This is a genomic window from Pseudocitrobacter cyperus (genome assembly GCF_039889165.1).
Taxonomy (GTDB): domain Bacteria; phylum Pseudomonadota; class Gammaproteobacteria; order Enterobacterales; family Enterobacteriaceae; genus Pseudocitrobacter; species Pseudocitrobacter cyperus.
This window is the reverse complement of the sequence record NZ_JAYMYY010000001.1, coordinates 1,105,779-1,127,378: the sequence shown is the minus strand read 5'-3', so window position 1 is coordinate 1,127,378 and position 21,600 is coordinate 1,105,779. Positions and strand designations below refer to the sequence as shown.

Below are 21,600 nucleotides of genomic sequence, written 5' to 3'. Positions count from 1 at the left end.
CGATAGTTTTACCTGAGCCAGTTGGTTTTCGCCAGTTCGATCACTTCGTCGCCGCGTCCGTTGATAATGGCGCGCAGCATGTAGAGGCTAAACCCTTTGGCCTGTTCCAGTTTGACCTGTGGGGGCATTGCCAGTTCTTCTTTTGCGACCACCACATCGACCAGCACCGGGCCATCGATACTGAACGCTTTTTGAATTGCTTCATCGACGTCCGCTGATTTTTCCACACGGATCCCCGGAATACCGCAGGCTTCGGCGATGCGGGCAAAGTTGGTGTCATGCAGTTCGGTACCGTCGGTAAGGTAACCGCCCGCTTTCATCTCCATTGCGACAAAGCCCAGTACGCTGTTATTGAAGACGAAAATTTTCACTGGCAGCTTCATTTGCACCACCGACAGGAAATCACCCATCAGCATGCTGAAACCGCCATCGCCGCACATCGCCACCACCTGGCGGCCAGGGTGAGTGGCCTGTGCGCCCAGCGCCTGCGGCATGGCGTTGGCCATAGAACCATGGTTAAAGGAGCCGAGCAGTCGGCGTTTACCGTTCATTTTCAGATATCGCGCGGCCCAGACGGTCGGCGTGCCGACATCGCAGGTGAAGATGGCATCATCGGCGGCAAAATGGCTGATTTGCTGTGCCAGATATTGCGGGTGAATCGCTTTATCGCTGGGTTTAGCAAGATCGTCGAGCCCTTTGCGCGCATCGCGATAGTGCTCCAGCGCTTTATCGAGGAAGCGACGATCGGTTTTTTCTTCGAGCTTCGGCAGCAGGGCGCGTAATGTCGATTTGATATCGCCGACCAATGCCATATCGACCTTACTGTGCGCGCCGATGCTGGCGGGGTTGATATCAATCTGGATGATTTTGGCATCCGTTGGATAGAACGGGCGATAAGGGAATTGGGTGCCGAGCAGGATCAGCGTGTCGGCGTTCATCATCGCGTGGAAGCCCGACGAGAAACCGATCAGCCCCGTCATGCCGACATCGTAAGGGTTGTCATACTCGACATGTTCTTTGCCGCGCAGGGCGTGAACAATCGGCGCTTTTAATTTGGCGGCAAATTCCACCAGTTCTTTATGCGCCCCGGCGCAACCGCTGCCGCACAGGAAGGCGATATTACTGGAATAACGCAGCAGTTGCGCCAGTTTATCGAGCTCTTCTTCAGCAGGCGTTACCACCGGAAGCGGGGCGTGATACCAGTGGCTGCTGGCGCTTTCTGGCGCGGCTTTCAGCGCTACGTCGCCCGGTAGTACAACGACCGACACGCCGCGATTGAGTACCGCCTTGCGCATGGCGATAGCCAGCACCTGCGGAATTTGCTCGGGTGAAGAGACCAGTTCGCAATAGTGGCTGCACTCGCGGAACAGTTCCTGCGGATGCGTCTCCTGAAAATAGCCGCTACCGATTTCGCTTGACGGAATATGGGCGGCAATCGCCAGCACCGGAACGTGGTTGCGGTGACAATCAAATAATCCGTTGATTAAGTGCAGGTTGCCTGGCCCGCATGAACCCGCGCAGACGGCGAGTTCGCCGGTGAGTTGCGCTTCTGCGCCTGCGGCAAAAGCGGCGACCTCTTCGTGTCGCGTGGGCATCCAATCGATGGTGCCCATCCTGTTGAGGCTGTCACTCAGGCCATTTAATGAGTCTCCTGTGACGCCCCAGATACGTTTAACGCCAGCCTGTTCAAGGGTTTTAGCAATGTAAGCGGCAACGGTTTGCTTCATGGTTTTCCATCTCCTGAAATGTGATAACGGTAACAAGTTTAGTCGATGCTGCTCGTTTCGCTGTCCAGTACCCCATCTTTCCATTGCTTTTTTTAGGGGAATAGCAAAATCTGGCGGAAAATCATAAACAGGAGTTAAATCAGATGGTTAATCCATTGTTAAATGCCGTGAACAGGATGTTGATGCATGAGGATTTTGGCAAGTTATTATTGCGTCTTGCCGTGGGTGGGCTGATGCTTTTTCATGGCCTGCATAAGCTCTTTGCGGGTATTGACGGTATTAGCGCAATGTTGATTGCCAAAGGTATTCCCGGTTTTATTGCTTATGGGGTGTTGGCAGGAGAAGTGGTTGCGCCGGTACTGATTATACTGGGGATATTAACGCGGACGTCGGCGTTGATTGTGGCGGCAACAATGGTCGTTGCCTGGCTAATGGTCGCGATGGGGAAAACCTGGATGCTGGATAAAACCGGTGCGTGGGCGATTGAGAGCCTGGTCTATTTCTTTGTTGGCGCGCTGGCTATCGCTTTTATTGGGGCGGGGCGTTTTTCTGTCGCCGGAAATTCAGCCTGGCGCTAAACCTTCTGACAGTATAAAAATGCCCGGCTGATTAGCCGGGCATTTTGCATCAGGCGAGTACTAAATCGCCCTGAGGATGGCAGGAGCACGCCAGCACATAGCCGTCGGCGATCTCTTGTTCGCTCAGCGTCATCGTGCTGGTGACGGTGTAGTCGCCGGAAAGCACTTTGGTTTTGCAGCAACCGCAGACGCCTGCGCGACAGGCTGCCTGAACCGGCACCTTGTTGCTTTCCATCGCGTCGAGCAAGGTGGTGCCAACCGGGCCATAGAACGTCTGCGCAGGTTGCAGTTTGGTGAACTTCAGGCCGCTGGTGACGGCATCGGCGACAGGGGTGAAGAACTTCTCGCTAAAGAAGCGGGTAACGCCGAGGGCTTTTACCTCTTTCTCGACCATCTCCATGTACGGCGCCGGGCCGCAGGTCATCACGGTGCGTGAGGCGAGATCCGGCACGCTTTGCAGCAACTCCCGGCTCAGGCGACCAGAAACAAAGCCGTGCGTGGCATTATTTTCCGCCACCAGCGTCACCGGGTAGTGGTGCCATTCGTCAGCGAAAATCACATCCTGTGGCGAACGGACGTTGAAGATCACCTGCACGTCAGCCTGCGGACGATATTTTGCCAACCAGCGACGCATTGACATAATGGGCGTCACTCCGCAACCGGCTGCCAGTAGCAGGAAACGGTCGTTCGGCTCATTGTCACAGGTAAACTCGCCCATCGCATCGGACAACCAAATATAGTCGCCGCGTTTTACATCGTGGGTTAGCCACTGAGAGCCTGCGCCATCGTCGATTTGACGAATGGTCAGCGTGATGTATTCGCTTACGCCAGGCGTAGACGAAATCGTATACGCGCGCAGGGTGTCGGCGGAGTTACGCACGCTCACCAGCGCATGCTGGCCCGGACGATAAGGATAGTAGTCGTGGCATAGCAGCGAAAGCGTCCACACATCCGGTGTTTCCTGGTGGATGTGATGCACCTGCATCCGCCATGGACATTGAGGGGTTGGCATGGTCATCGTTTACTCCTTACGCGCTCAGCAACTGCTTCATATCTTCTTCAACGGTTGTCACAGAACGCAGACCAAATTTCTCGTTGAGGATGGCCAGCAGGTCTGGCGTAAAGAAGCCCGGCGCGGTCGGCCCGGTGACAATATTTTTCACGCCCAGTGAAAGCAGGGTCAGCAGAATCACAATCGCTTTCTGTTCGAACCAGGAGAGCACCAGAGAGAGCGGCAGGTCGTTTACGCCACAGCCCAGTTTTTCCGCCAGCGTCACCGCCAGGATGATCGCAGAGTAGGCGTCGTTACATTGACCGGCATCCACCAGACGCGGCAGGCCTTCGATATCGCCGAAGTCCAGTTTGTTGAAGCGGTATTTACCGCAGGCCAGAGTCAGGATCAGGCAATCATCCGGGACGCTGGTGGCGAAATCAGTGAAGTAGTTACGTTCACCGCGCGCGCCGTCACAGCCGCCAACAAGGAAGATGTGACGCAGTTTTTCACGGCTCACCAGGTCAATCAGCGTATCGGCGGCGCCGAGCAGGGTCTGACGACCAAAGCCAACGGTGATCAGATGCGGGATTTCGCTGTACGGGAAGCCAGCCATCTGCTGTGCCTGAGCAATAACCGGGCCGAAGTTATCGCCTTCGAGGTGGCTCACGCCCGGCCAGCCAACGATGCTGCGAGTCCAGATACGGTCATCATAAGCACCAACGGTTGGGTCGATGATGCAGTTGGAGGTCATTACGATAGGGCCAGGGAAGCGGGCAAATTCCACCTGCTGATTCTGCCAACCGCTGCCGTAGTTACCGATCAGGTGCTTAAATTTACGCAGTTCCGGGTAGCCGTGTGCCGGCAGCATTTCACCGTGGGTATAGACGTTAACGCCGGTGCCTTCGGTTTGTTCCAGCAGGTTATAGAGATCTTTCAGATCATGACCGGAGATCAGGATGCATTTGCCTTCGGTCGCTTTAACGTTGACCTGAGTCGGCGTTGGATGGCCGTATTTGGTGGTTTCACCGGCATCCAGAATGCTCATCACTTTAAAGTTCATCTGGCCGATTTCCATTGAACACTCCAGCAGAGCATTCATATCGGTAGGCCAGGTGCCCAGCCACGCCATAATTTTGTGGTATTGCGCGTAGATATCGTTGTCGTACTGGCCGAGGACATGCGCATGCTCCATGTAAGCCGCTGCGCCTTTCAGGCCGTACAGGCACAGCAGACGCAGGCCGAGAATGTTCTCGCCAATGGCTGCTTTGTCTTTGTTCGGGGTAAATTCAGCCGCCTGCTGTTGCAGGGCGCCCAGGTCGTCGCTCACCAGTTGCAGATCCGCCATCGGATTATTGACGGTCGCCTTCGGGTCAACGCTCAGAACCTGTTCTTTCAGCGCTTCGCGTTTGGCAATCGCTTCGCGAGCATAAGCTACGATGCGCGGTGAGTCGAAGTTAACGTTGGTCAGCGTGGAGAAGAAAGCGCGGGGGGCAAAGCTATCAACGTCATGGTTGATAATGCCGTATTCACGCGCTTTTATCGCCCATGCGGAGAGGCCCTGCAGAGCAGCAATCAGCAAGTCCTGAAGATCGGACGTTTCGGCTGTTTTACCGCACATACCCTGCGAGTAAGCACAGCCGTTCCCTGCGGGAGTACGGATTGTTTGTTCACATTGCACACAAAACATGGTCACACCTTTTAAAGTTATATTTAATATACATGTTTAAGGGTAAGCCTGTGCCAGGTGCTTGAAAAGTGGTTTTTGTCGCTAGTTAAAGGGAGGTTGATTTAGCGCAATTTTGGCGGCAGCAAAGACTACCGCCATAGGGGTAATCAGGCGCTGAAAAAGGCCATCAGCAGTGGGACGAGCAGGCTCAGAACAAAACCGTGAACGATAGCGGGCGGAACCATCTCCACGCCGCCGGAGCGCTGAAGCACGGGAAGGGTGAAGTCCATCGACGTTGCGCCGCACAGGCCAAGCGCCGTCGAGCGACTGCGCTGTACCAGTGCCGGGATCAGCATAATGGCAATCAATTCGCGCGCCAGATCGTTAAAGAAAGTGGCGCTGCCAATCACCGGGCCAAAAGCATCGGTGGTCATAATGCCGGAAAGGGAGTACCAGCCAAATCCGGAGGCCATTGCCAGACCGGTTTTTAATGGCAAACCGAGGATCAGGGAATTAATGGCGCCGCCTGCTAAAGAACTCACCATGACCACCACGGAAATAATCATCCCGCGACGATTAAGGACGATCTGTTTCAGGGTCATACCGCTGTTGCGTAGTTGAATACCCACAAGGAATAAAAGGAATATCAACGTATATTCACTGGCCGCTGTGGCGTGTTGTAAAAAAGAGAGGCCGCTTAAGCCAATCACAAAACCGCCAACGACCACAAAGCACAGTTTTAACGATTCCAGCGCCATTGCCAGGCGTGAAGGTAATTTTTCCTGTTGATGGTGATGACGCCAGGGCAGTGATTTTTCCAGCCATAGCAGGGCGGCAATATTGCACAGTAAAATAACCACCACGCTGATCGAAGAGTAGTAAAAAATAGCCAGCAGGTTGTTTGCCAGGTTATCGAGAAACGCCAGACTTACCCCCATCAAAAAGAGGATCACATAAACAATCCAGCTAAGCAGGCGATTAATAAGCTGGAGCGTGGGGCGATGGGTAAGAGGGATCAGGTAACCCAGAATCAGGGGTACCAGGATTATCAGCAGTCCCGACAACATGAGCGGTCTATTCCTTGCAGTGTGGATTAAGCGGCAATGACACTACCGAAATCGCCCTGCGGAGTAAAGCCACTAAAAAAGAAAGGGCCCGCACTGCGGGCCCTTAACAGGAGAAAACGCCGTTAGTCGCGTTTTTCCAGCAGAGTACGGTAGATGAGGCCGCCGAGGATACCGCCGATGATCGGCATAACCCAGAAAAGCCACAGTTGTTGCAGTGCCCAACCGCCCTGGAAGATGGCAACCGCGGTGCTACGCGCCGGGTTTACAGACGTGTTGGTTACCGGGATGCTGATCAGGTGGATAAGCGTCAGCGCCAGGCCGATTGCGATCGGCGCAAAGCCCGCCGGTGCGTGTTTGTCAGTGGCGCCGTGAATAACCAGCAGGAAGCCGCAGGTCAGAACGATTTCAATCACGATAGCGGAAAGCATAGAGAAGCCGCCCGGTGAATGCTCGCCATAGCCGTTAGATGCGAAGCCGCTTGCCGCCGCATCGAAGCCCGCTTTACCGCTGGCAATCAGATACAGAATGGCTGCAGCGACGATACCGCCGATAACCTGTGCCACGATGTAGCCGATAACGTCTTTCGCCGGGAAGCGACCGCCAGCCCACAGGCCCAGGGTAACTGCCGGGTTAAAGTGACCACCGGAGATATGGCCGACGGCATACGCCATGGTCAGCACGGTCAGACCGAACGCCAGTGCTACACCTGCGAAACCGATACCCAGTTCCGGGAATGCTGCCGCCAGAACGGCGCTACCGCAGCCACCAAACACCAGCCAGAAAGTACCGAAGAACTCTGCAGCTAATTTTCTAAACATAACCACCTCAATAAAAAAGCAAGCACAGGCGATAAATCTCGCTGTACATTATTTATCGTCAGAAAGGGGTGACGACACAATTTATACTCACAGCATAACCCCGACATGGTAGATGAATGGAATCATCTCAATGCCGGAAGAATAAAGACGAGTATAAGAAGTCGTTATTTTAAAAACGATGCCATCCCTTCACCAGTTAAATTTGTACATTAAATTTGATGTAAGGCAATGCGATGTTATTCCTTAAACAATTTGTTTGGTTGAATAGAGTGTAGTGCATTATTTTGAGAATATTCATTGTTAGTAATGTCTGTTTATCATGGCATTTATGTGATAGCAGAGAAGCCCCACCTGAACAGTTCAAATTTGCAGCGATGGCTCACGCTCTCGTCCCCCGCTTGACGCTTCCTGAAGGATTGTGCGTATATACTGCTGATAACAGATGGAAAAGGCAGTAGCTAAACGGAGGGGACATGCTTCTTGAACGCGTAGAAATTGTCGGTTTTCGCGGCATTAATCGTTTGTCATTAATGCTCGAGCAGAACAACGTCCTGATTGGCGAAAACGCCTGGGGCAAATCGAGCCTGCTGGACGCGTTAACGCTGCTGTTATCCCCGAATGAGGAACTCTATCACTTTGTTCGCAATGACTTTTGGTTCCCGCCGGGTGACGTTAATGGTCGCGAACACCATTTACACATCATTCTGACCTTTCGCGAGTCGGAGCCCGGTCGTTATCACGGACGCCGTTATCGACCGCTGGCGGATTGCTGGTCGCGCTGTGATGACGGTTTTCATCGCCTCTTTTATCGTCTGGAAGGGGAACTGGGCGAAGAGGGGAGCGTCATGACCCTGCGCAGTTTTATCGACAGCAACGGCCAGGCGCTGGAGTTAGACGATATCGACGCGATGGCGCATCACCTGATCCGCCTGATGCCAGTACTGCGACTGCGCGATGCGCGTTTTATGCGTCGCATCCGTAATGGCACCGTACCCAATGCGCCGGATGTGGAAGTCACCGCCCGCCAGCTTGACTATCTCTCCCGCGAACTGGTTACCAGCCCGCAAAACCTGAGTGATGCGCAGATCCGCCAGGGGCTTTCGGCGATGGTACAACTGCTGGAGCACTATTTTTCAGAACAGGGCTCTGAAGTCGCGCGCCATCGTTTGATGCGTCAGCGCTCGCACGATGAACAGCGTAGCTGGCGCTATCTCGATATCATCAACCGGATGATCGATAAGCCCGGCGCACGCAGTCATCGGATGATCCTTCTCGCGCTGTTCTCGACGTTGTTGCAGGCGAAAGGGACGGTGCGACTGGATAAAGACGCCCGCCCGCTGCTGCTTATTGAAGATCCCGAAACGCGTTTGCACCCGATCATGCTGTCGGTGGCGTGGAATTTACTCAATCTGCTGCCGCTTCAGCGTGTCACCACCACCAACTCCGGCGAACTGTTGTCGCTTACGCCGATGGAGCATGTGTGCCGCCTGGTTCGGGAATCTTCGCGCGTAGCGGCGTGGCGGTTAGGCCCCGGCGGTATGAATGCCGATGACAGCCGACGGATCTCGTTCCATATTCGTTTTAATCGCGCCTCTTCGCTGTTTGCCCGCTGCTGGCTGTTGGTAGAAGGCGAAACCGAGACCTGGGTGATTAATGAACTGGCGCGTCAGTGCGGTCATCACTTTGATGCCGAAGGGGTGAAGGTGATTGAATTTGCGCAGTCTGGCCTGAAGCCCCTGATCAAATTTGCCCGCCGGATGGGCATTGAATGGCATGTGCTGGTTGACGGCGATGAGGCCGGGAAGAAATACGCCGCCACCGTGCGCAGCCTGCTCAATAACGACAAAGAGCAGGAGCGCCACTACCTGACGGCGCTGCCGGCGTTGGATATGGAACACTTTATGTACCGGCAGGGCTTCTCCGATGTCTATCATCGGGTGGCGCAACTGCCGGAAAATATCCCAATGAATATGCGCCGGGTGATCACCAAAGCTATCCACCGCTCCTCAAAACCGGATCTGGCCATTGAGGTGGCGATGGAGGCCGGGCGACGCGGGGTGGAAGCTGTACCGACGCTGCTGCGTAAAATGTTCTCCCGGGTTATCTGGCTGGCGCGTGGCAAAGCCGACTAACGATTAAAACGCTGCCGGATTTGGCTATCGATGCCATCCAGCAGCGCGTAACGTCGGCGGTACTCCGCCCGTTTTTTACTGGCGATCTCCGTTTCATCTTTGCGGGCGATCGTCAGCGGTAAATGATAATAGCCTTGGTTGTCACTCACGCCGCCAACGGCTTGCCAGAAGTCGTCATAATCCGCGTGAATTTTGTTCTCTTTATCGCGATAGCGCAGGCTGCGGTAGATATGCGCCTGATTGCTGACAGCGAGGATCTGCGTAATCTGCCAGCGCCTGGCGAAACTACATACTGCTTCCATCACCACTCTTTTGGGGAAAAGCCCGTGGCAGGCTTTTGTCGCCTGATGAATATCTTCCTGCGACTGTTCGGTTTTACCACCCTGTAAACCGCCGATAAACAGCGTGCGTTTGCCTTCGTACTCGCAAATGGTGAAGGTGATTTCCGCCAGCATTTCATTACGTGCGTTACGCAACAGAATGGTGCTTTCGCCCTCTTTATCCAGCGAGATGACCGAGGCAAAATGCAGAGTGTAGATTTCGCCCCCTTTGCCTTCAATGTCTGCAAGCGGGATCCCGGCATAGGCGAAGTAGTGCTGCAACTCTTCGTCGGTCAACGTATTGCGCAGCGTGGCGTAATGGTAACGCAATGCATCCAGCAATTGCTGTCGATCGAAATTCACCGCCAGGTAGGGGCGATGCAGACGAACCGGCAAACGTGGTTGAATCAACAGCAGGCGTTCGATGTCCGGCCATCTCGCCATTTCTGCCATCCACTGGCGGGTTAAACGCGGCATAAACAGCGAACGCAGCATAAACTTTCTGCGAAAGCTGCGTTGGTGCCAGAATTTACCAGGGCGCCACAGCCCGCTCCACAGACAGAGAAAAAGCCCCAGGCTTGATCCAGGGAGGGTGGGGAAAGGGGGATTTTCGGTGGTATGCAACATATCAGCTATCCGCGTAATGGATGATGGGCTGATTTCACCACTGGCAAGCTTAACCAATTCTCAATAACTCTGTTACCCTGTTCACCTTTACCATGTTGTTTAGTAACGGTTGATGTTGATGCTCTCACTCTGGCTGAAACAACGAAAATTATCAGGATAGCTATGCGCATTAAGGGAAAAATAAAAAAACGTTATCTGCTGCTCGCGGTCGTGATTCTTGTTGCGTTTATCGCCCTCTGGCGAACGCTGAATGCGCCGGTGCCGCAGTATCAAACGCTGATTGTTCGCCCTGGCGAGCTGCAACAAAGCGTGCTGGCGACCGGCAAGCTTGATGCCTTACGTAAAGTGGACGTCGGTGCGCAGGTAAGCGGGCAGTTGAAAACCCTGTCGGTTGAGATTGGCGACAAAGTGAAAAAAGGGCAACTGCTGGGGGTCATCGACCCGGAACAGGCAGAAAACCAGATTAAGGAAGTAGAAGCCACGCTTATGGAGTTGAGGGCGCAGCGTAGCCAGGCAGAAGCGGAACGCAAACTGGCGCAGGTGACGCTGGCGCGTCAGCAGCAACTGGCAAAAACGCAGGCGATCTCTCGTCAGGATCTCGACACAGCCGCCACCGAACTGGCGGTAAAACAGGCGCAAATTGGCACGATTGATGCGCAAATTAAGCGCAACCAGGCGTCGCTCGACACGGCGAAAACCAACCTCGATTATACGCGAATCGTGGCGCCGATGGCCGGGGAAGTCACGCAAATCACCACCCTGCAAGGGCAGACGGTTATCGCCGCGCAGCAGGCGCCAAATATTCTGACGCTGGCGGATCTCAGCACTATGCTGGTGAAGGCACAGGTTTCCGAAGCCGACGTGATTTATCTGAAGCCGGGGCAAAAAGCCTGGTTTACCGTTCTCGGCGATCCGCTGACGCGCTACGAAGGTACGCTGAAAGATATTTTGCCGACGCCAGAAAAGGTGAACGATGCCATCTTCTATCACGCGCGCTTTGAAGTACCGAACCCACAGGGTGTGCTGCGGCTGGATATGACCGCCCAGGTGCATATCCAGTTGGCTGGTGTGAAAGACGTATTAACGATCCCGCTTTCAGCGCTGGGCGATAGCGTGGGCGATAACCGCTATACCGTGCGGCTGCTGCGTAACGGCGAAGTGAAACCGCGTGAAGTCTCTATTGGCTCGCGTAATGATACGGAAGTGGAAATCGCAAGAGGGCTGGAAGCGGGTGACGAAGTGATTATCGGCGAGGGCAAAACCGGAGCCGCGCAATGACGGCGTTGCTGCAACTCACGGACATTCGCCGTAGCTACCCATCCGGTGACGGCAGCGTAGAAGTTCTTAAAGGGATCACCCTTGAGATTAACGCCGGGGAGATGGTGGCGATTGTCGGGGCGTCGGGGTCGGGTAAATCCACGCTAATGAACATCATTGGTTGCCTGGATAAACCCACCAGCGGAACCTACCGCGTGGCGGGCGTCGATGTCGCCACCCTGGATGGCGACGCGCTGGCGCAACTGCGTCGCGAGCACTTTGGTTTTATCTTTCAGCGCTATCATCTTTTGTCGCACCTGACGGCGGTGCAGAATGTGGAAGTCCCGGCGGTGTACGCCGGAATGGAGCGCAAAGCCCGCCTGGTGCGCGCGGCGGAATTGCTCAAGCGCCTGGGGCTGGACGAGCGTGTGGATTACGCGCCTTCGCAGCTTTCCGGTGGGCAGCAGCAGCGTGTGAGTATTGCCCGCGCGCTGATGAACGGCGGCCAGGTGATCCTCGCGGACGAACCGACCGGCGCGCTGGATAGCAGCTCTGGCGAGGAGGTGATGGCTATCCTGCATCAGCTCAAAGAGCAGGGGCACACGATTATCATCGTCACTCACGACCCGCAGGTGGCCGCTCAGGCGGAGCGGGTGATTGAAATTCATGACGGCGAAATTTTACGTAACCCGCCAGCCAAACCCGCCACCGGCGAGCCGCGTCGGCTGGCGGGCGAAAGTGTTCCCGGCTGGCGGCAATTCAGCAATAACTTCCGCGAAGCGCTGTCGATGGCCTGGCGCGCACTGGCGGCGAACAAAATGCGCACCCTGTTGACGATGCTCGGGATTATTATCGGCATCGCCTCGGTGGTATCGATTGTGGTGGTAGGCGACGCCGCCAAACAAATGGTGTTGGCGGATATCCGTTCCATTGGTACAAACACCATCGATGTGTATCCCGGCAAAGATTTTGGCGACGACGACCCGCAGTATCAGCAGTCATTGAAATATGACGATCTGCTGGCTATCGAAAAACAGTCGTGGGTAAGTTCCGTTACGCCCGCCGTTTCAAAAAGCCTGCGCTTGCGGGCGGGGAGCGTGGACGTCGCGGCCAGCGTACAGGGCATCGGGCAGCAATACTTTAACGTCTACGGTATGACCTTCAGCGAGGGTAATACCTTTAACGCCATCCAGGCTGCGGAAAGAGCGCAGGTGGTGGTGCTGGATAACAATACCCGCCGTCAGCTTTTTCCCAATAAAACGCAGGTGGTGGGCGAGGTGATTCTGGTGGGCAACATGCCAGCGACGGTGATCGGTGTTGCTGATGAGAAACAGTCGATGTTTGGCAGCAGCACTATTCTGCGCGTCTGGTTGCCTTACTCAACGATGGCGGGGCGGGTAATGGGGCAATCGTGGCTCAACTCGATCACTGTCCGCGTCAAAGAGGGCTACGACAGCAGTTTTGCCGAGCAGCAACTGACGCGTTTGCTGAATCTTCGCCACGGTAAAAAAGATTTCTTCGTCTGGAACATGGACAGCGTCTTGAAAACGGCGGAACGCACCACACATACATTACAGTTGTTTCTGACATTGGTGGCGGTGATCTCGCTGGTGGTTGGCGGTATTGGCGTGATGAATATCATGCTGGTGTCGGTGACGGAGCGAACCCGTGAAATCGGCATTCGTATGGCGGTGGGCGCGCGGGCCAGCAATGTGCTGCAACAATTTTTGATTGAGGCTGTTCTGGTGTGTCTGGTGGGCGGGGCGTTAGGTGTCACGCTATCCTTAATGATAGCGCTGGCGCTGCAACTTATCCTGCCCGGCTGGGAGATCGGTTTTTCACCCGTCGCGCTGTTAACGGCGTTTATCTGTTCGACGCTGACTGGCGTACTGTTTGGCTGGTTGCCCGCTCGGAATGCGGCAAGGCTTGACCCGGTGGATGCGTTAGCGCGAGAGTAAAATAAAAATGCCAGTCGGAAGGACTGGCATTTTGACGGCGGGGTGTACACAATGAAACCTGAAGGCTATGCGGCAGTTTCTGTCTCGATGACGGGAATAATCACGCTGGCGTGATTCCCCTTCGGGCCTTCGTGAACATCAAACTGGACGGATTGCCCGGCTTTTAGCGTTCTGTAACCATCCATCTGGATGGTGGAGTAATGGGCGAATATGTCATCGCCACCGCCTTCCGGGCAGATGAAACCAAACCCTTTGGCATTGTTGAACCACTTAACAGTACCCATTTCCATACTTCGACATCCTTCGTAACGCTTATATGTAGATGGAATGAACCGGTGGTTGAGTCAGGAGCTGTTTAAAACCTCGCCAACTCTCGCCAGTACAATTTAGAGTTTTCGCGCAAAGCGTCAAGGGTTTGAAGGGCCAGATGGGCGGAAAATGAATCAAAATTTGAAGCAGTTAACGCTATTGACGGTAATGTGACAGAGTTCGCTAATGACAGCTATAGGTGATAGTTATCTATGATCTACAGTAGATTTAGTACCTGTATAAACAGAGGTCAGCGACTGCGTACTTGCCACCGAAGATGATGACTGACAATGAGTAAGAGCAGAGACTGGCTGGATTTCGACCAGCTAACGGAAGATAAACTACAGGATGGGCTGAAACCCCCATCGATGTATAAAGTGATTTTAGTCAATGATGACTACACGCCAATGGAGTTTGTTATTGACGTGTTACAAAAATTCTTTTCTTATGATGTAGAACGTGCCACACAACTGATGCTCACGGTTCACTATCAAGGTAAAGCTATTTGTGGTGTTTTTACTGCCGAGGTGGCAGAAACCAAAGTAGTGATGGTGAACAAATATGCGAGGGAGAACGAGCATCCATTGTTGTGTACGCTGGAAAAAGCCTGAAATCAGGCATGAAAATTGGGGGAGGTGCCTATGCTCAATCAAGAACTGGAACTCAGTTTAAACATGGCTTTCGCCAGAGCGCGCGAGCACCGTCATGAGTTTATGACCGTCGAGCACTTGTTGCTGGCACTGCTCAGCAACCCATCGGCCCGCGAAGCGCTGGAAGCGTGTTCTGTGGATCTGGTGGCGCTGCGTCAGGAACTCGAAGCCTTCATCGAACAAACCACGCCGGTTCTGCCCGCCAGTGAAGAAGAGCGCGACACACAGCCGACGCTTAGCTTCCAGCGTGTCCTGCAACGTGCGGTTTTCCACGTTCAGTCTTCCGGGCGTAGCGAAGTGACCGGCGCGAACGTCCTGGTGGCCATTTTCAGCGAGCAGGAGTCGCAGGCTGCGTATCTTCTGCGTAAACATGAAGTCAGCCGCCTTGATGTGGTTAACTTTATTTCTCACGGTACGCGTAAAGACGAACCGAGCCAGTCTTCCGACTCCGGAAGCCAGGCCCCGAACAATGAAGAGCAAGCAGGCGGGGAGGAACGTATGGAAAACTTCACCACCAACCTTAACCAGCTTGCTCGCGTCGGCGGTATCGACCCGCTGATTGGCCGCGACAAAGAGCTGGAGCGCGCCATTCAGGTGCTTTGCCGTCGTCGTAAAAATAACCCGCTGCTGGTGGGTGAATCCGGCGTGGGCAAAACCGCGATTGCCGAAGGTCTGGCATGGCGTATTGTGCGCGGTGACGTGCCGGAAATCATGGCCGATTGTACGATTTACTCACTCGATATCGGTTCGCTGCTGGCGGGCACCAAATATCGCGGTGACTTTGAAAAACGCTTCAAAGCGTTGCTTAAGCAACTCGAGCAGGATGACAACAGCATCCTGTTTATCGACGAAATCCACACCATTATTGGTGCGGGTGCCGCGTCGGGCGGCCAGGTGGATGCCGCTAACCTGATTAAACCGCTGCTTTCCAGCGGTAAAATCCGGGTGATGGGCTCAACCACCTACCAGGAGTTCAGCAACATCTTCGAAAAAGATCGTGCGCTGGCGCGTCGTTTCCAGAAAATCGACATTACCGAACCTTCTGTCGAGGAAACGGTGCAGATCATCAACGGCCTGAAACCGAAGTATGAAGCTCACCACGACGTGCGCTACACCGCGAAAGCGGTACGTGCGGCGGTGGAGCTGGCGGTGAAATACATCAACGACCGTCATTTGCCGGATAAAGCGATTGATGTGATTGATGAAGCGGGCGCGCGTGCGCGCCTGATGCCGGTGAGTAAGCGCAAGAAAACGATCAACGTGGCGGATATTGAATCTGTGGTGGCGCGCATCGCGCGTATCCCGGAGAAAAGCGTCTCCCAGAGCGATCGCGATACGCTGAAAACACTGGGCAATCGCCTGAAAATGCTGGTGTTTGGGCAGGATAAAGCCATCGATGCGTTAACCGAGGCGATCAAAATGAGCCGTGCCGGTCTCGGTCACGATCATCGCCCTGTCGGGTCATTCCTGTTCGCCGGGCCAACCGGGGTGGGGAAAACTGAAGTGACGGTTCAACTGGCAAAAGCGATGGGCATTGAACTGCTGCGCTTTGATATGTCCGAATATATGGAACGTCACACGGTGAGCCGCCTGATTGGCGCACCTCCGGGATACGTTGGCTTTGACCAGGGCGGCCTGCTGACCGACGCAGTTATCAAGCATCCGCATGCGGTACTGCTGCTCGATGAAATCGAGAAAGCGCACCCGGACGTCTTTAACCTGCTGTTGCAGGTGATGGATAATGGTACGCTGACCGATAACAACGGCCGCAAAGCCGACTTCCGCAACGTGGTGCTGGTGATGACCACCAACGCCGGGGTACGTGAAACCGAGCGTAAATCTATCGGCCTTATCCAGCAGGATAACAGCACCGATGCGATGGAAGAGATCAAAAAGATCTTCACGCCGGAGTTCCGTAACCGTCTGGACAACATTATCTGGTTCGATCACCTCTCCACTGAGGTTATCCATCAGGTTGTTGATAAGTTTATCGTCGAACTGCAGGTGCAACTGGATCAGAAAGGCGTGTCGCTGGAAGTTTCTCAGGAAGCCCGTAACTGGCTGGCGGAGAAAGGCTACGACCGTGCAATGGGCGCGCGTCCAATGGCTCGCGTGATTCAGGACAACCTGAAGAAACCACTGGCTAACGAGCTGTTGTTTGGTTCCCTGGTCGACGGCGGTCAGGTGACGGTGGCGCTGGATAAAGAGAAAAATGAGCTGACCTACGGGTTCCAGAGTGCGCAGAAGCACAAACCGGAAGCAGCGCATTAATTTCTGAGCGATAGCGCCGCGGGCTGATAGCCCGGTGCGTGATAAATCAAAATCCGTAATCTCTGATGAGGTTACGGATTTTTTTTCGCCACGGCAGGCGCGGTTGGTAGACCCTTTTTTTTCACCTTGACGTAACTAATTGATTTTCGGCCGTACATTATGAAAGAGGTAAAAAAGGGTTTTGCCGGGGATTGTGGATATTTTACTTTATCAACAAGAGGTTGGGCGTGTAGTATTTGAGTTCACTGCCGTACAGGCAGCTTAGAAATCCAATGTCTCCCGCAAAATCGCAGATTTCACGTTCACTGCCGTACAGGCAGCTTAGAAATGTAACATTCTATATTCATCGTATTCGAGAGCGTTCACTGCCGTACAGGCAGCTTAGAAAAATCGCAATATAATCCCCCAGCCGCAAAACTAGTTCACTGCCGTACAGGCAGCTTAGAAAAAACGCCTACGACGATATCGCAGTGTATTTGCGTTCACTGCCGTACAGGCAGCTTAGAAAAGTAACTCAGCCCGCCGAATCTGCCAGTGGTTGTTCACTGCCGTATAGGCAGCTTAGAAAGCTCAGTGAGAATGCTGGCCGCAAAGGAGGGAGTTCACTGCCGTATAGGCAGCTTAGAAAGATGGTAAGTCGGCCGCCGACCGTTCCTACACGTTCACTGCCGTACAGGCAGCTTAGAAAGGAATGGGTGGAACCGGGCATGCAAACCTGAAGTTCACTGCCGTGCAGGCAGCTTAGAAACTATGCAAGCCATATCGGGAGATAGCTATGCCTTCACTGCCGTACAGCCAGCCTGGAAAATGGTGCAATTTGAGCTAATGGTGGCATTAGCGGTTCACTGCCGTACAAGCAGCTTAAAACACGCTCAACCAGCTCTGCCCCTACCTCCTTCTTTTCAATAAGAAAGTCCAAAAGTGGGATAAGAATCAATCTAATTGCCAGGATAACGTGTTCTATTATCTGGAATAATAACCAGAGTGATTATAACGATGTGTTCTTATGTCAGCCAACTACCTCACGCCCTCCGATCTCAAAACCATTCTCCATTCCAAACGCGCCAACATCTACTATCTGGAAAAGTGCCGAGTGCAGGTCAACGGCGGGCGCGTTGAATATGTCACCAGCGAAGGGAAGGAGTCGTTCTACTGGAACATCCCTATCGCCAACACAACCGCGCTGTTATTGGGGATGGGCACATCGGTTACTCAGGCGGCGATGCGGGAGTTTGCTCATGCTGGCGTGATGGTGGGTTTTTGCGGCACCGATGGAACGCCGCTGTACTCGGCGAATGAAGTGGATGTGGATGTCTCCTGGCTCAGCCCGCAAAGTGAATATCGCCCGACAGAATACCTTCAGAAGTGGGTGTCGTTCTGGTTTGATGAAAATAAACGGTTGCAGGCGGCAAAAGGTTTTCAGCAGATCCGTCTGGCGCAAATTGAAAAACGCTGGCTCAGTTCTCAGATGCAGCGTGAATCCGCTTTTCAACCCGATCCTGCGGCACTACAGACGTTACTTAATCGCGCTAGCGATGAAATGGCGCAGGCGGAAGATCATACGCTGCTGATGCTGGCGGAAGCGAAGCTGACCAAAGCACTGTACAAAATGGTGAGTCAGACGGTGGGGTATGGCGACTTCACGCGGGCGAAGCGTGGCGGTGGTATTGATTCTGCCAACCGTTTTCTCGACCAGGGGAATTATCTGGCCTATGGCCTGGCGGCGGTGGCGGCATGGGTGACCGGTGTGCCGCACGGGCTGGCGGTGATGCATGGGAAAACGCGTCGCGGCGGGCTGGTTTTTGATCTCGCCGATCTGATTAAAGATGCGCTGGTGATGCCGCAGGCATTTATTGCGGCGATGGCGGGAGACGGCGCTCAGACGTTTCGTCAGCGCTGCATCAACGTTTTCCAGCAATCCGATGCGCTGGATATCATGATTACCTCTCTTCAGGAAACCGCGCAATCGCAGGCTGAGGATGCGCAATGAACGTGCTGATTATTTCCCGCTGCACCAAACGCGCCCGTGAGGAGAGTTGCCGGATAATCGACCAGTTTGCCGAACGCACGGGCGATGCCGCCTGGCAGACCGTTATCACCCTCGAAGGCGTCAATACGCTGCGCCGCCTGTTACGCAAAACGGCCAGACGCAATACGGCGGTGGCCTGCCACTGGTTGAAGAAAAACGGGCAGATGGAGTTGATGTGGATTGTCGGCAACCTTCGCCGCTTTAATGCCCAGGGACGTGTGCCGACCAATCGGAGCACCCGAAGTTTACCCTCCGGCCGGGAAGAGCAGCGCTGGCAATGTGCGGAGAGCACTGCGCTGCTGGCCGCTATCGCCGGGCTATTTCACGACTTCGGCAAGGCAGGGCGGGCTTTTCAGGAGAGTCTGACGAAAAAAGGCGCGAAAAGTTATCAGCCGTACCGGCATGAATGGATCTCTGTGCGGCTGTTTCAGGCGTTCGTCGGTGAACAAACGGATGATGAATGGCTGGCGAAACTGGGCGCGCTGGCGCCTGAGGATGAAGCGGCGATCCTGGCGCGTCTGCGTATGGATGACCTCGACTTCTCGGACAGCCCGTTTTGCACGCTGCCGCCGCTGGCGAAAACGGTGGCGTGGCTGATTTTGTCGCATCACCGGCTACCGGAAAATTTACCCACTCAGAGCAAAGAGCCGTCAGAGGGCTGTGAACGCTGGCTGGAGAACCAGCTTAACGCCGACTGGAACGCGCTGAATCATAAAAATGGCGAGTGGATGGCGCGCGATTTTCGTCAGGTCTGGACATTCCCAGCGGGGACGCCGCTGCAAAGCCGCACCTGGCGAGAAAAGGCGCGGCAAATCGCCCGCAGGGCGCAAAACGCCATCGCCCTGCCGACATGGGGGCGGATGGATCAACTGTTCACCCTGCATATGGCGCGTTTTTGCCTGATGCTGGCCGATCACTGCTACTCCTCCGGCGCGCCACAAGTGAAGTGGCAGGATAGCGACTACATCGCCTGGGCAAACAGCGACAGAAACAACGGCGCGCTGAAACAGCGGGTGGATGAACATCTTGTCGGCGTGGCGCACCATGCGCTGCTGCTGGGGCGACAACTGATGCACGTCCGGGCGTCGCTGCCGGCGATTGCCCGGCATAAAGGGTTTCGTCAACGGGCTGCTAACTCGCTGCTTCACTGGCAAAACAAAGCCTGGGATGTTGCCCTCGCTATGCGGGAGCGCAGCCGGGAAGAGGGCTTTTTTGGCGTCAATATGGCGTCGACGGGGTGTGGAAAAACCTTTGCCAACGCCCGGATTATGTATGCGCTGGCGGATGAACAGGAGGGCTGCCGCTTCACCGTGGCGCTGGGGCTGCGCACGCTGACACTGCAAACGGGTGAGGCGTTGCGTGAACGGCTGGGGCTGGATGAGGACGATCTGGCCGTCATGATCGGCTCGGCGGCGGTAAAACGGCTCTGGAAACAGAAGGAAGATGAGCAGCCTGAAGCCGATCGCGGTAGCGCGTCGGCAGAAGCGCTCTACGATGAACAGCAATATGTTCATTATGAGGGCAGTACGCATACCGGCTTGCTGGGAAAATGGTTGCAGAATGACACCCGGTTAAACGAGCTGGTCAGCGCGCCGATACTGGTGGCGACCATTGATCACCTGATCCCGGCGACGGAAGGGGTGCGCGGCGGCGCGCAGCTCCCGCCTGTCTTACGGCTGCTGACCAGCGACTTGGTGCTGGATGAGCCGGATGATTTTGATATTGCCGATCTTTATGCCGTCTGTCGCCTGATGAACTGGGCGGGGATGCTGGGGACGCGGGTGTTGCTCTCATCCGCAACGCTGCCGCCGGGGCTGATTCAGGCGCTGTTTGCCGCCTATCTGGCGGGGCGCAGAGTCTGGCAGGCGTCGTGCGGGGTAAGCGGCAGGCCGCTCAATATCTGCTGCGCCTGGTTTGACGAGAAACAGTCACGGGCGGAACAGATTGCCGATGGCCGCGCCTTTAGCGAAGCGCATAAAGCCTTTGTTGAACAACGTGCGCTGATGCTGGCGGCAAAACCACGGCTCCATTTCGGGCGTATTGCGCCGGTTCAGCCAGCCTCTGACGCAACGGGTAATGCGATAGCAAGCGTTGCTCAAACCGTACACGGCCAGATGATGGCTTTGCATCGGGCGCATAACCAGGTTCACGACAGCGGAAAAACCGTCTCGCTGGGGCTGGTGAGATTCGCCAATATCAACCCCCTGGTGGCCGTGGCGAAAGCGCTAATGGCGATGCCGTCGCCGGAGGATGTCTGCATTCACTATTGCGTCTACCATGCCCGCCATCCGCTGGCGGTGCGTTCAGAGATCGAAAAGCGTCTCGACCGCGCCTTTACCCGCCATCAGCCGGATGCCCTCTGGCAGAATGCGGAAATTGCGACGGCGCTCCATAAGCGGCCGGAAAAACACCATCTGTTTGTGGTGCTGGGAACCTCCGTCATCGAGGTGGGGCGCGACTGGGATGCGGACTGGGGGATAATAGAGCCCAGCTCAATGCGTTCCATTATTCAGTTTGCCGGGCGCATACAGCGCCATCGTCGCCAGGCGCCGGAAAGTGAAAATCTGGCGATCCTCAGTCGTAATATCAGGGCGCTGCAGCAAAAAGCCCCGGCGTTCTGTAAGCCGGGATTCGAAACGAAAAATCATCTTCTCCCCAGCCACGATCTGCGTGAACTGCTGCCGATTGAGGATTTTCGCACCATCAACGCGCTGCCGCGCATTCTGCCGCCGGACGGTAAGAACAAACTGGCGGAACTGGAACATCTGCGTTTAAAGACGGAACTGATGAACAGCCCGGATAAGCAGGTGGTTGCCGCCCAGTGGTGGCGACAGCCGCTGACCTGGAACGGCTGGATGCAGCGCCGGACGCCGTTTCGCCGCTCGCAGCCGGAGGCGGTGTTTTATCTGCATATGGAGGATGAGGAGAGCGAGCCGCGCTTTTATTCCCGTACTGACGATAACGGTGGCAAAGAGAGCGGGAATTTCAGGTTACAGAAGGTGGAGTGTGCCAGTGGCGTCGCTCGCTGGGGCGAAGTGGATTACAAACGGATTTTGCTGGAGCAGGCCGAGCAACACCATCTCGACATCCGTCGGGTTGGGGCGATTTTTGGCGAGATTCGAGTGACGGCTAATGAGGAGGATGCGGTTAGCGACTGGTATTACAACCCATGGTTGGGCGTGTTTCGCGCCCCCTGA

The 21,600-nt window shown here is 54.9% G+C and carries 15 protein-coding genes; 8 read left to right on the top strand and 7 right to left on the bottom strand.

Annotated features, from left to right (window positions below):
• Positions 1-8 precede the first annotated feature (8 nt).
• A complete protein-coding gene (gene poxB, locus VSR74_RS05450; RefSeq protein ID WP_347793771.1) occupies positions 9-1,727 on the bottom strand; it encodes a ubiquinone-dependent pyruvate dehydrogenase in 1,719 nt (572 codons plus the stop codon).
• Between the two features lie 143 nt (positions 1,728-1,870).
• Between poxB and VSR74_RS05445 the strand changes: the two genes are divergently transcribed.
• Positions 1,871-2,305 carry a DoxX family protein gene (locus VSR74_RS05445; protein ID WP_347793770.1) on the top strand — a complete coding sequence of 145 codons (435 nt, stop codon included), beginning with the start codon at positions 1,871-1,873 and terminating at the stop codon, positions 2,303-2,305.
• A 49-nt stretch (positions 2,306-2,354) separates the two neighbouring features.
• Here the strand turns inward: VSR74_RS05445 and hcr are convergent, their stop codons facing one another.
• From hcr to aqpZ, 4 genes are all read right to left on the bottom strand, one after another.
• A complete protein-coding gene (hcr, locus tag VSR74_RS05440) occupies positions 2,355-3,323 on the bottom strand; it encodes an NADH oxidoreductase (RefSeq protein ID WP_347793769.1) in 969 nt (322 codons plus the stop codon).
• 10 nt (positions 3,324-3,333) lie between these two features.
• Positions 3,334-4,986, bottom strand: coding sequence for a hydroxylamine reductase (gene hcp / locus VSR74_RS05435; RefSeq protein ID WP_347793768.1), 1,653 nt, complete (start codon positions 4,984-4,986; stop codon positions 3,334-3,336).
• Positions 4,987-5,132: 146 nt separating this feature from the next.
• Positions 5,133-6,032, bottom strand: coding sequence for a LysO family transporter (locus VSR74_RS05430; protein ID WP_347793767.1), 900 nt, complete (start codon positions 6,030-6,032; stop codon positions 5,133-5,135).
• Positions 6,033-6,154: 122 nt separating this feature from the next.
• Positions 6,155-6,850, bottom strand: a complete 696-nt coding sequence (aqpZ, locus tag VSR74_RS05425) for an aquaporin Z (RefSeq protein ID WP_347793766.1) — start codon at positions 6,848-6,850, stop codon at positions 6,155-6,157.
• Positions 6,851-7,323: 473 nt separating this feature from the next.
• Between aqpZ and VSR74_RS05420 the strand changes: the two genes are divergently transcribed.
• The gene (locus VSR74_RS05420) at positions 7,324-8,982 is read left to right on the top strand and encodes an ATP-dependent endonuclease (RefSeq protein ID WP_347793765.1); all 1,659 of its coding nucleotides are present in this window, start codon (positions 7,324-7,326) and stop codon (positions 8,980-8,982) included.
• On the opposite strand, the gene VSR74_RS05415 is transcribed toward VSR74_RS05420, so the two are convergent.
• Positions 8,979-9,929 (bottom strand): VirK/YbjX family protein, encoded by a 951-nt coding sequence (locus tag VSR74_RS05415; protein ID WP_347793764.1) that lies wholly within the window; start codon positions 9,927-9,929, stop codon positions 8,979-8,981. The two genes, VSR74_RS05420 and VSR74_RS05415, sit on opposite strands and share 4 nt — an antisense overlap.
• Before the next feature lie 162 nt (positions 9,930-10,091).
• On the opposite strand from VSR74_RS05415, the gene macA reads away from it, so the two are divergent.
• Both macA and macB read left to right on the top strand, forming a co-directional pair.
• Positions 10,092-11,207, top strand: a complete 1,116-nt coding sequence (macA, locus tag VSR74_RS05410) for a macrolide transporter subunit MacA (RefSeq protein ID WP_347793763.1) — start codon at positions 10,092-10,094, stop codon at positions 11,205-11,207.
• Positions 11,204-13,144: a macrolide ABC transporter ATP-binding protein/permease MacB gene (gene macB / locus VSR74_RS05405; protein WP_347793762.1), complete on the top strand. Its 1,941-nt coding sequence runs from the start codon at positions 11,204-11,206 to the stop codon at positions 13,142-13,144. Before macA ends, macB begins: the two co-directional genes overlap by 4 nt.
• 65 nt (positions 13,145-13,209) lie before the next feature.
• Here macB and cspD read toward each other — a convergent pair whose 3' ends face one another.
• The gene (gene cspD / locus VSR74_RS05400) at positions 13,210-13,434 is read right to left on the bottom strand and encodes a cold shock-like protein CspD (RefSeq protein WP_347793761.1); all 225 of its coding nucleotides are present in this window, start codon (positions 13,432-13,434) and stop codon (positions 13,210-13,212) included.
• Between the two features lie 309 nt (positions 13,435-13,743).
• On the opposite strand from cspD, the gene clpS reads away from it, so the two are divergent.
• The 4 genes from clpS to cas3f all read left to right on the top strand — a co-directional run bounded on the left by clpS (position 13,744) and on the right by cas3f (position 21,600).
• Positions 13,744-14,064, top strand: a complete 321-nt coding sequence (gene clpS / locus VSR74_RS05395; RefSeq protein ID WP_347793760.1) for an ATP-dependent Clp protease adapter ClpS — start codon at positions 13,744-13,746, stop codon at positions 14,062-14,064.
• A 30-nt stretch (positions 14,065-14,094) separates the two neighbouring features.
• The gene (gene clpA, locus VSR74_RS05390; protein ID WP_347793759.1) at positions 14,095-16,374 is read left to right on the top strand and encodes an ATP-dependent Clp protease ATP-binding subunit ClpA; all 2,280 of its coding nucleotides are present in this window, start codon (positions 14,095-14,097) and stop codon (positions 16,372-16,374) included.
• Positions 16,375-17,380: 1,006 nt separating this feature from the next.
• Complete coding sequence (gene cas1f, locus VSR74_RS05385) at positions 17,381-18,364, top strand: type I-F CRISPR-associated endonuclease Cas1f (protein ID WP_347793758.1); 984 nt, start codon at positions 17,381-17,383, stop codon at positions 18,362-18,364.
• On the top strand, positions 18,361-21,600 hold the full coding sequence (cas3f, locus tag VSR74_RS05380) for a type I-F CRISPR-associated helicase Cas3f (protein WP_347793757.1): 3,240 nt from the start codon (positions 18,361-18,363) through the stop codon (positions 21,598-21,600). The genes cas1f and cas3f overlap by 4 nt, the downstream gene beginning before the upstream one ends.

Excerpts from the sequence above, each read along its gene's own strand:
- poxB (WP_347793771.1), bottom strand. The coding sequence starts at position 1,727 with ATGAAGCAAACCGTTGCCGCTTACATTGCTAAAACCCTTGAACAGGCT.
- VSR74_RS05445 (WP_347793770.1), top strand. The coding sequence starts at position 1,871 with ATGGTTAATCCATTGTTAAATGCCGTGAACAGGATGTTGATGCATGAG.
- hcr (WP_347793769.1), bottom strand. The coding sequence starts at position 3,323 with ATGACCATGCCAACCCCTCAATGTCCATGGCGGATGCAGGTGCATCAC.
- hcp (WP_347793768.1), bottom strand. The coding sequence starts at position 4,986 with ATGTTTTGTGTGCAATGTGAACAAACAATCCGTACTCCCGCAGGGAAC.
- VSR74_RS05430 (WP_347793767.1), bottom strand. The coding sequence starts at position 6,032 with ATGTTGTCGGGACTGCTGATAATCCTGGTACCCCTGATTCTGGGTTAC.
- aqpZ (WP_347793766.1), bottom strand. The coding sequence starts at position 6,850 with ATGTTTAGAAAATTAGCTGCAGAGTTCTTCGGTACTTTCTGGCTGGTG.
- VSR74_RS05420 (WP_347793765.1), top strand. The coding sequence starts at position 7,324 with ATGCTTCTTGAACGCGTAGAAATTGTCGGTTTTCGCGGCATTAATCGT.
- VSR74_RS05415 (WP_347793764.1), bottom strand. The coding sequence starts at position 9,929 with ATGTTGCATACCACCGAAAATCCCCCTTTCCCCACCCTCCCTGGATCA.
- macA (WP_347793763.1), top strand. The coding sequence starts at position 10,092 with ATGCGCATTAAGGGAAAAATAAAAAAACGTTATCTGCTGCTCGCGGTC.
- macB (WP_347793762.1), top strand. The coding sequence starts at position 11,204 with ATGACGGCGTTGCTGCAACTCACGGACATTCGCCGTAGCTACCCATCC.
- cspD (WP_347793761.1), bottom strand. The coding sequence starts at position 13,434 with ATGGAAATGGGTACTGTTAAGTGGTTCAACAATGCCAAAGGGTTTGGT.
- clpS (WP_347793760.1), top strand. The coding sequence starts at position 13,744 with ATGAGTAAGAGCAGAGACTGGCTGGATTTCGACCAGCTAACGGAAGAT.
- clpA (WP_347793759.1), top strand. The coding sequence starts at position 14,095 with ATGCTCAATCAAGAACTGGAACTCAGTTTAAACATGGCTTTCGCCAGA.
- cas1f (WP_347793758.1), top strand. The coding sequence starts at position 17,381 with ATGTCAGCCAACTACCTCACGCCCTCCGATCTCAAAACCATTCTCCAT.
- cas3f (WP_347793757.1), top strand. The coding sequence starts at position 18,361 with ATGAACGTGCTGATTATTTCCCGCTGCACCAAACGCGCCCGTGAGGAG.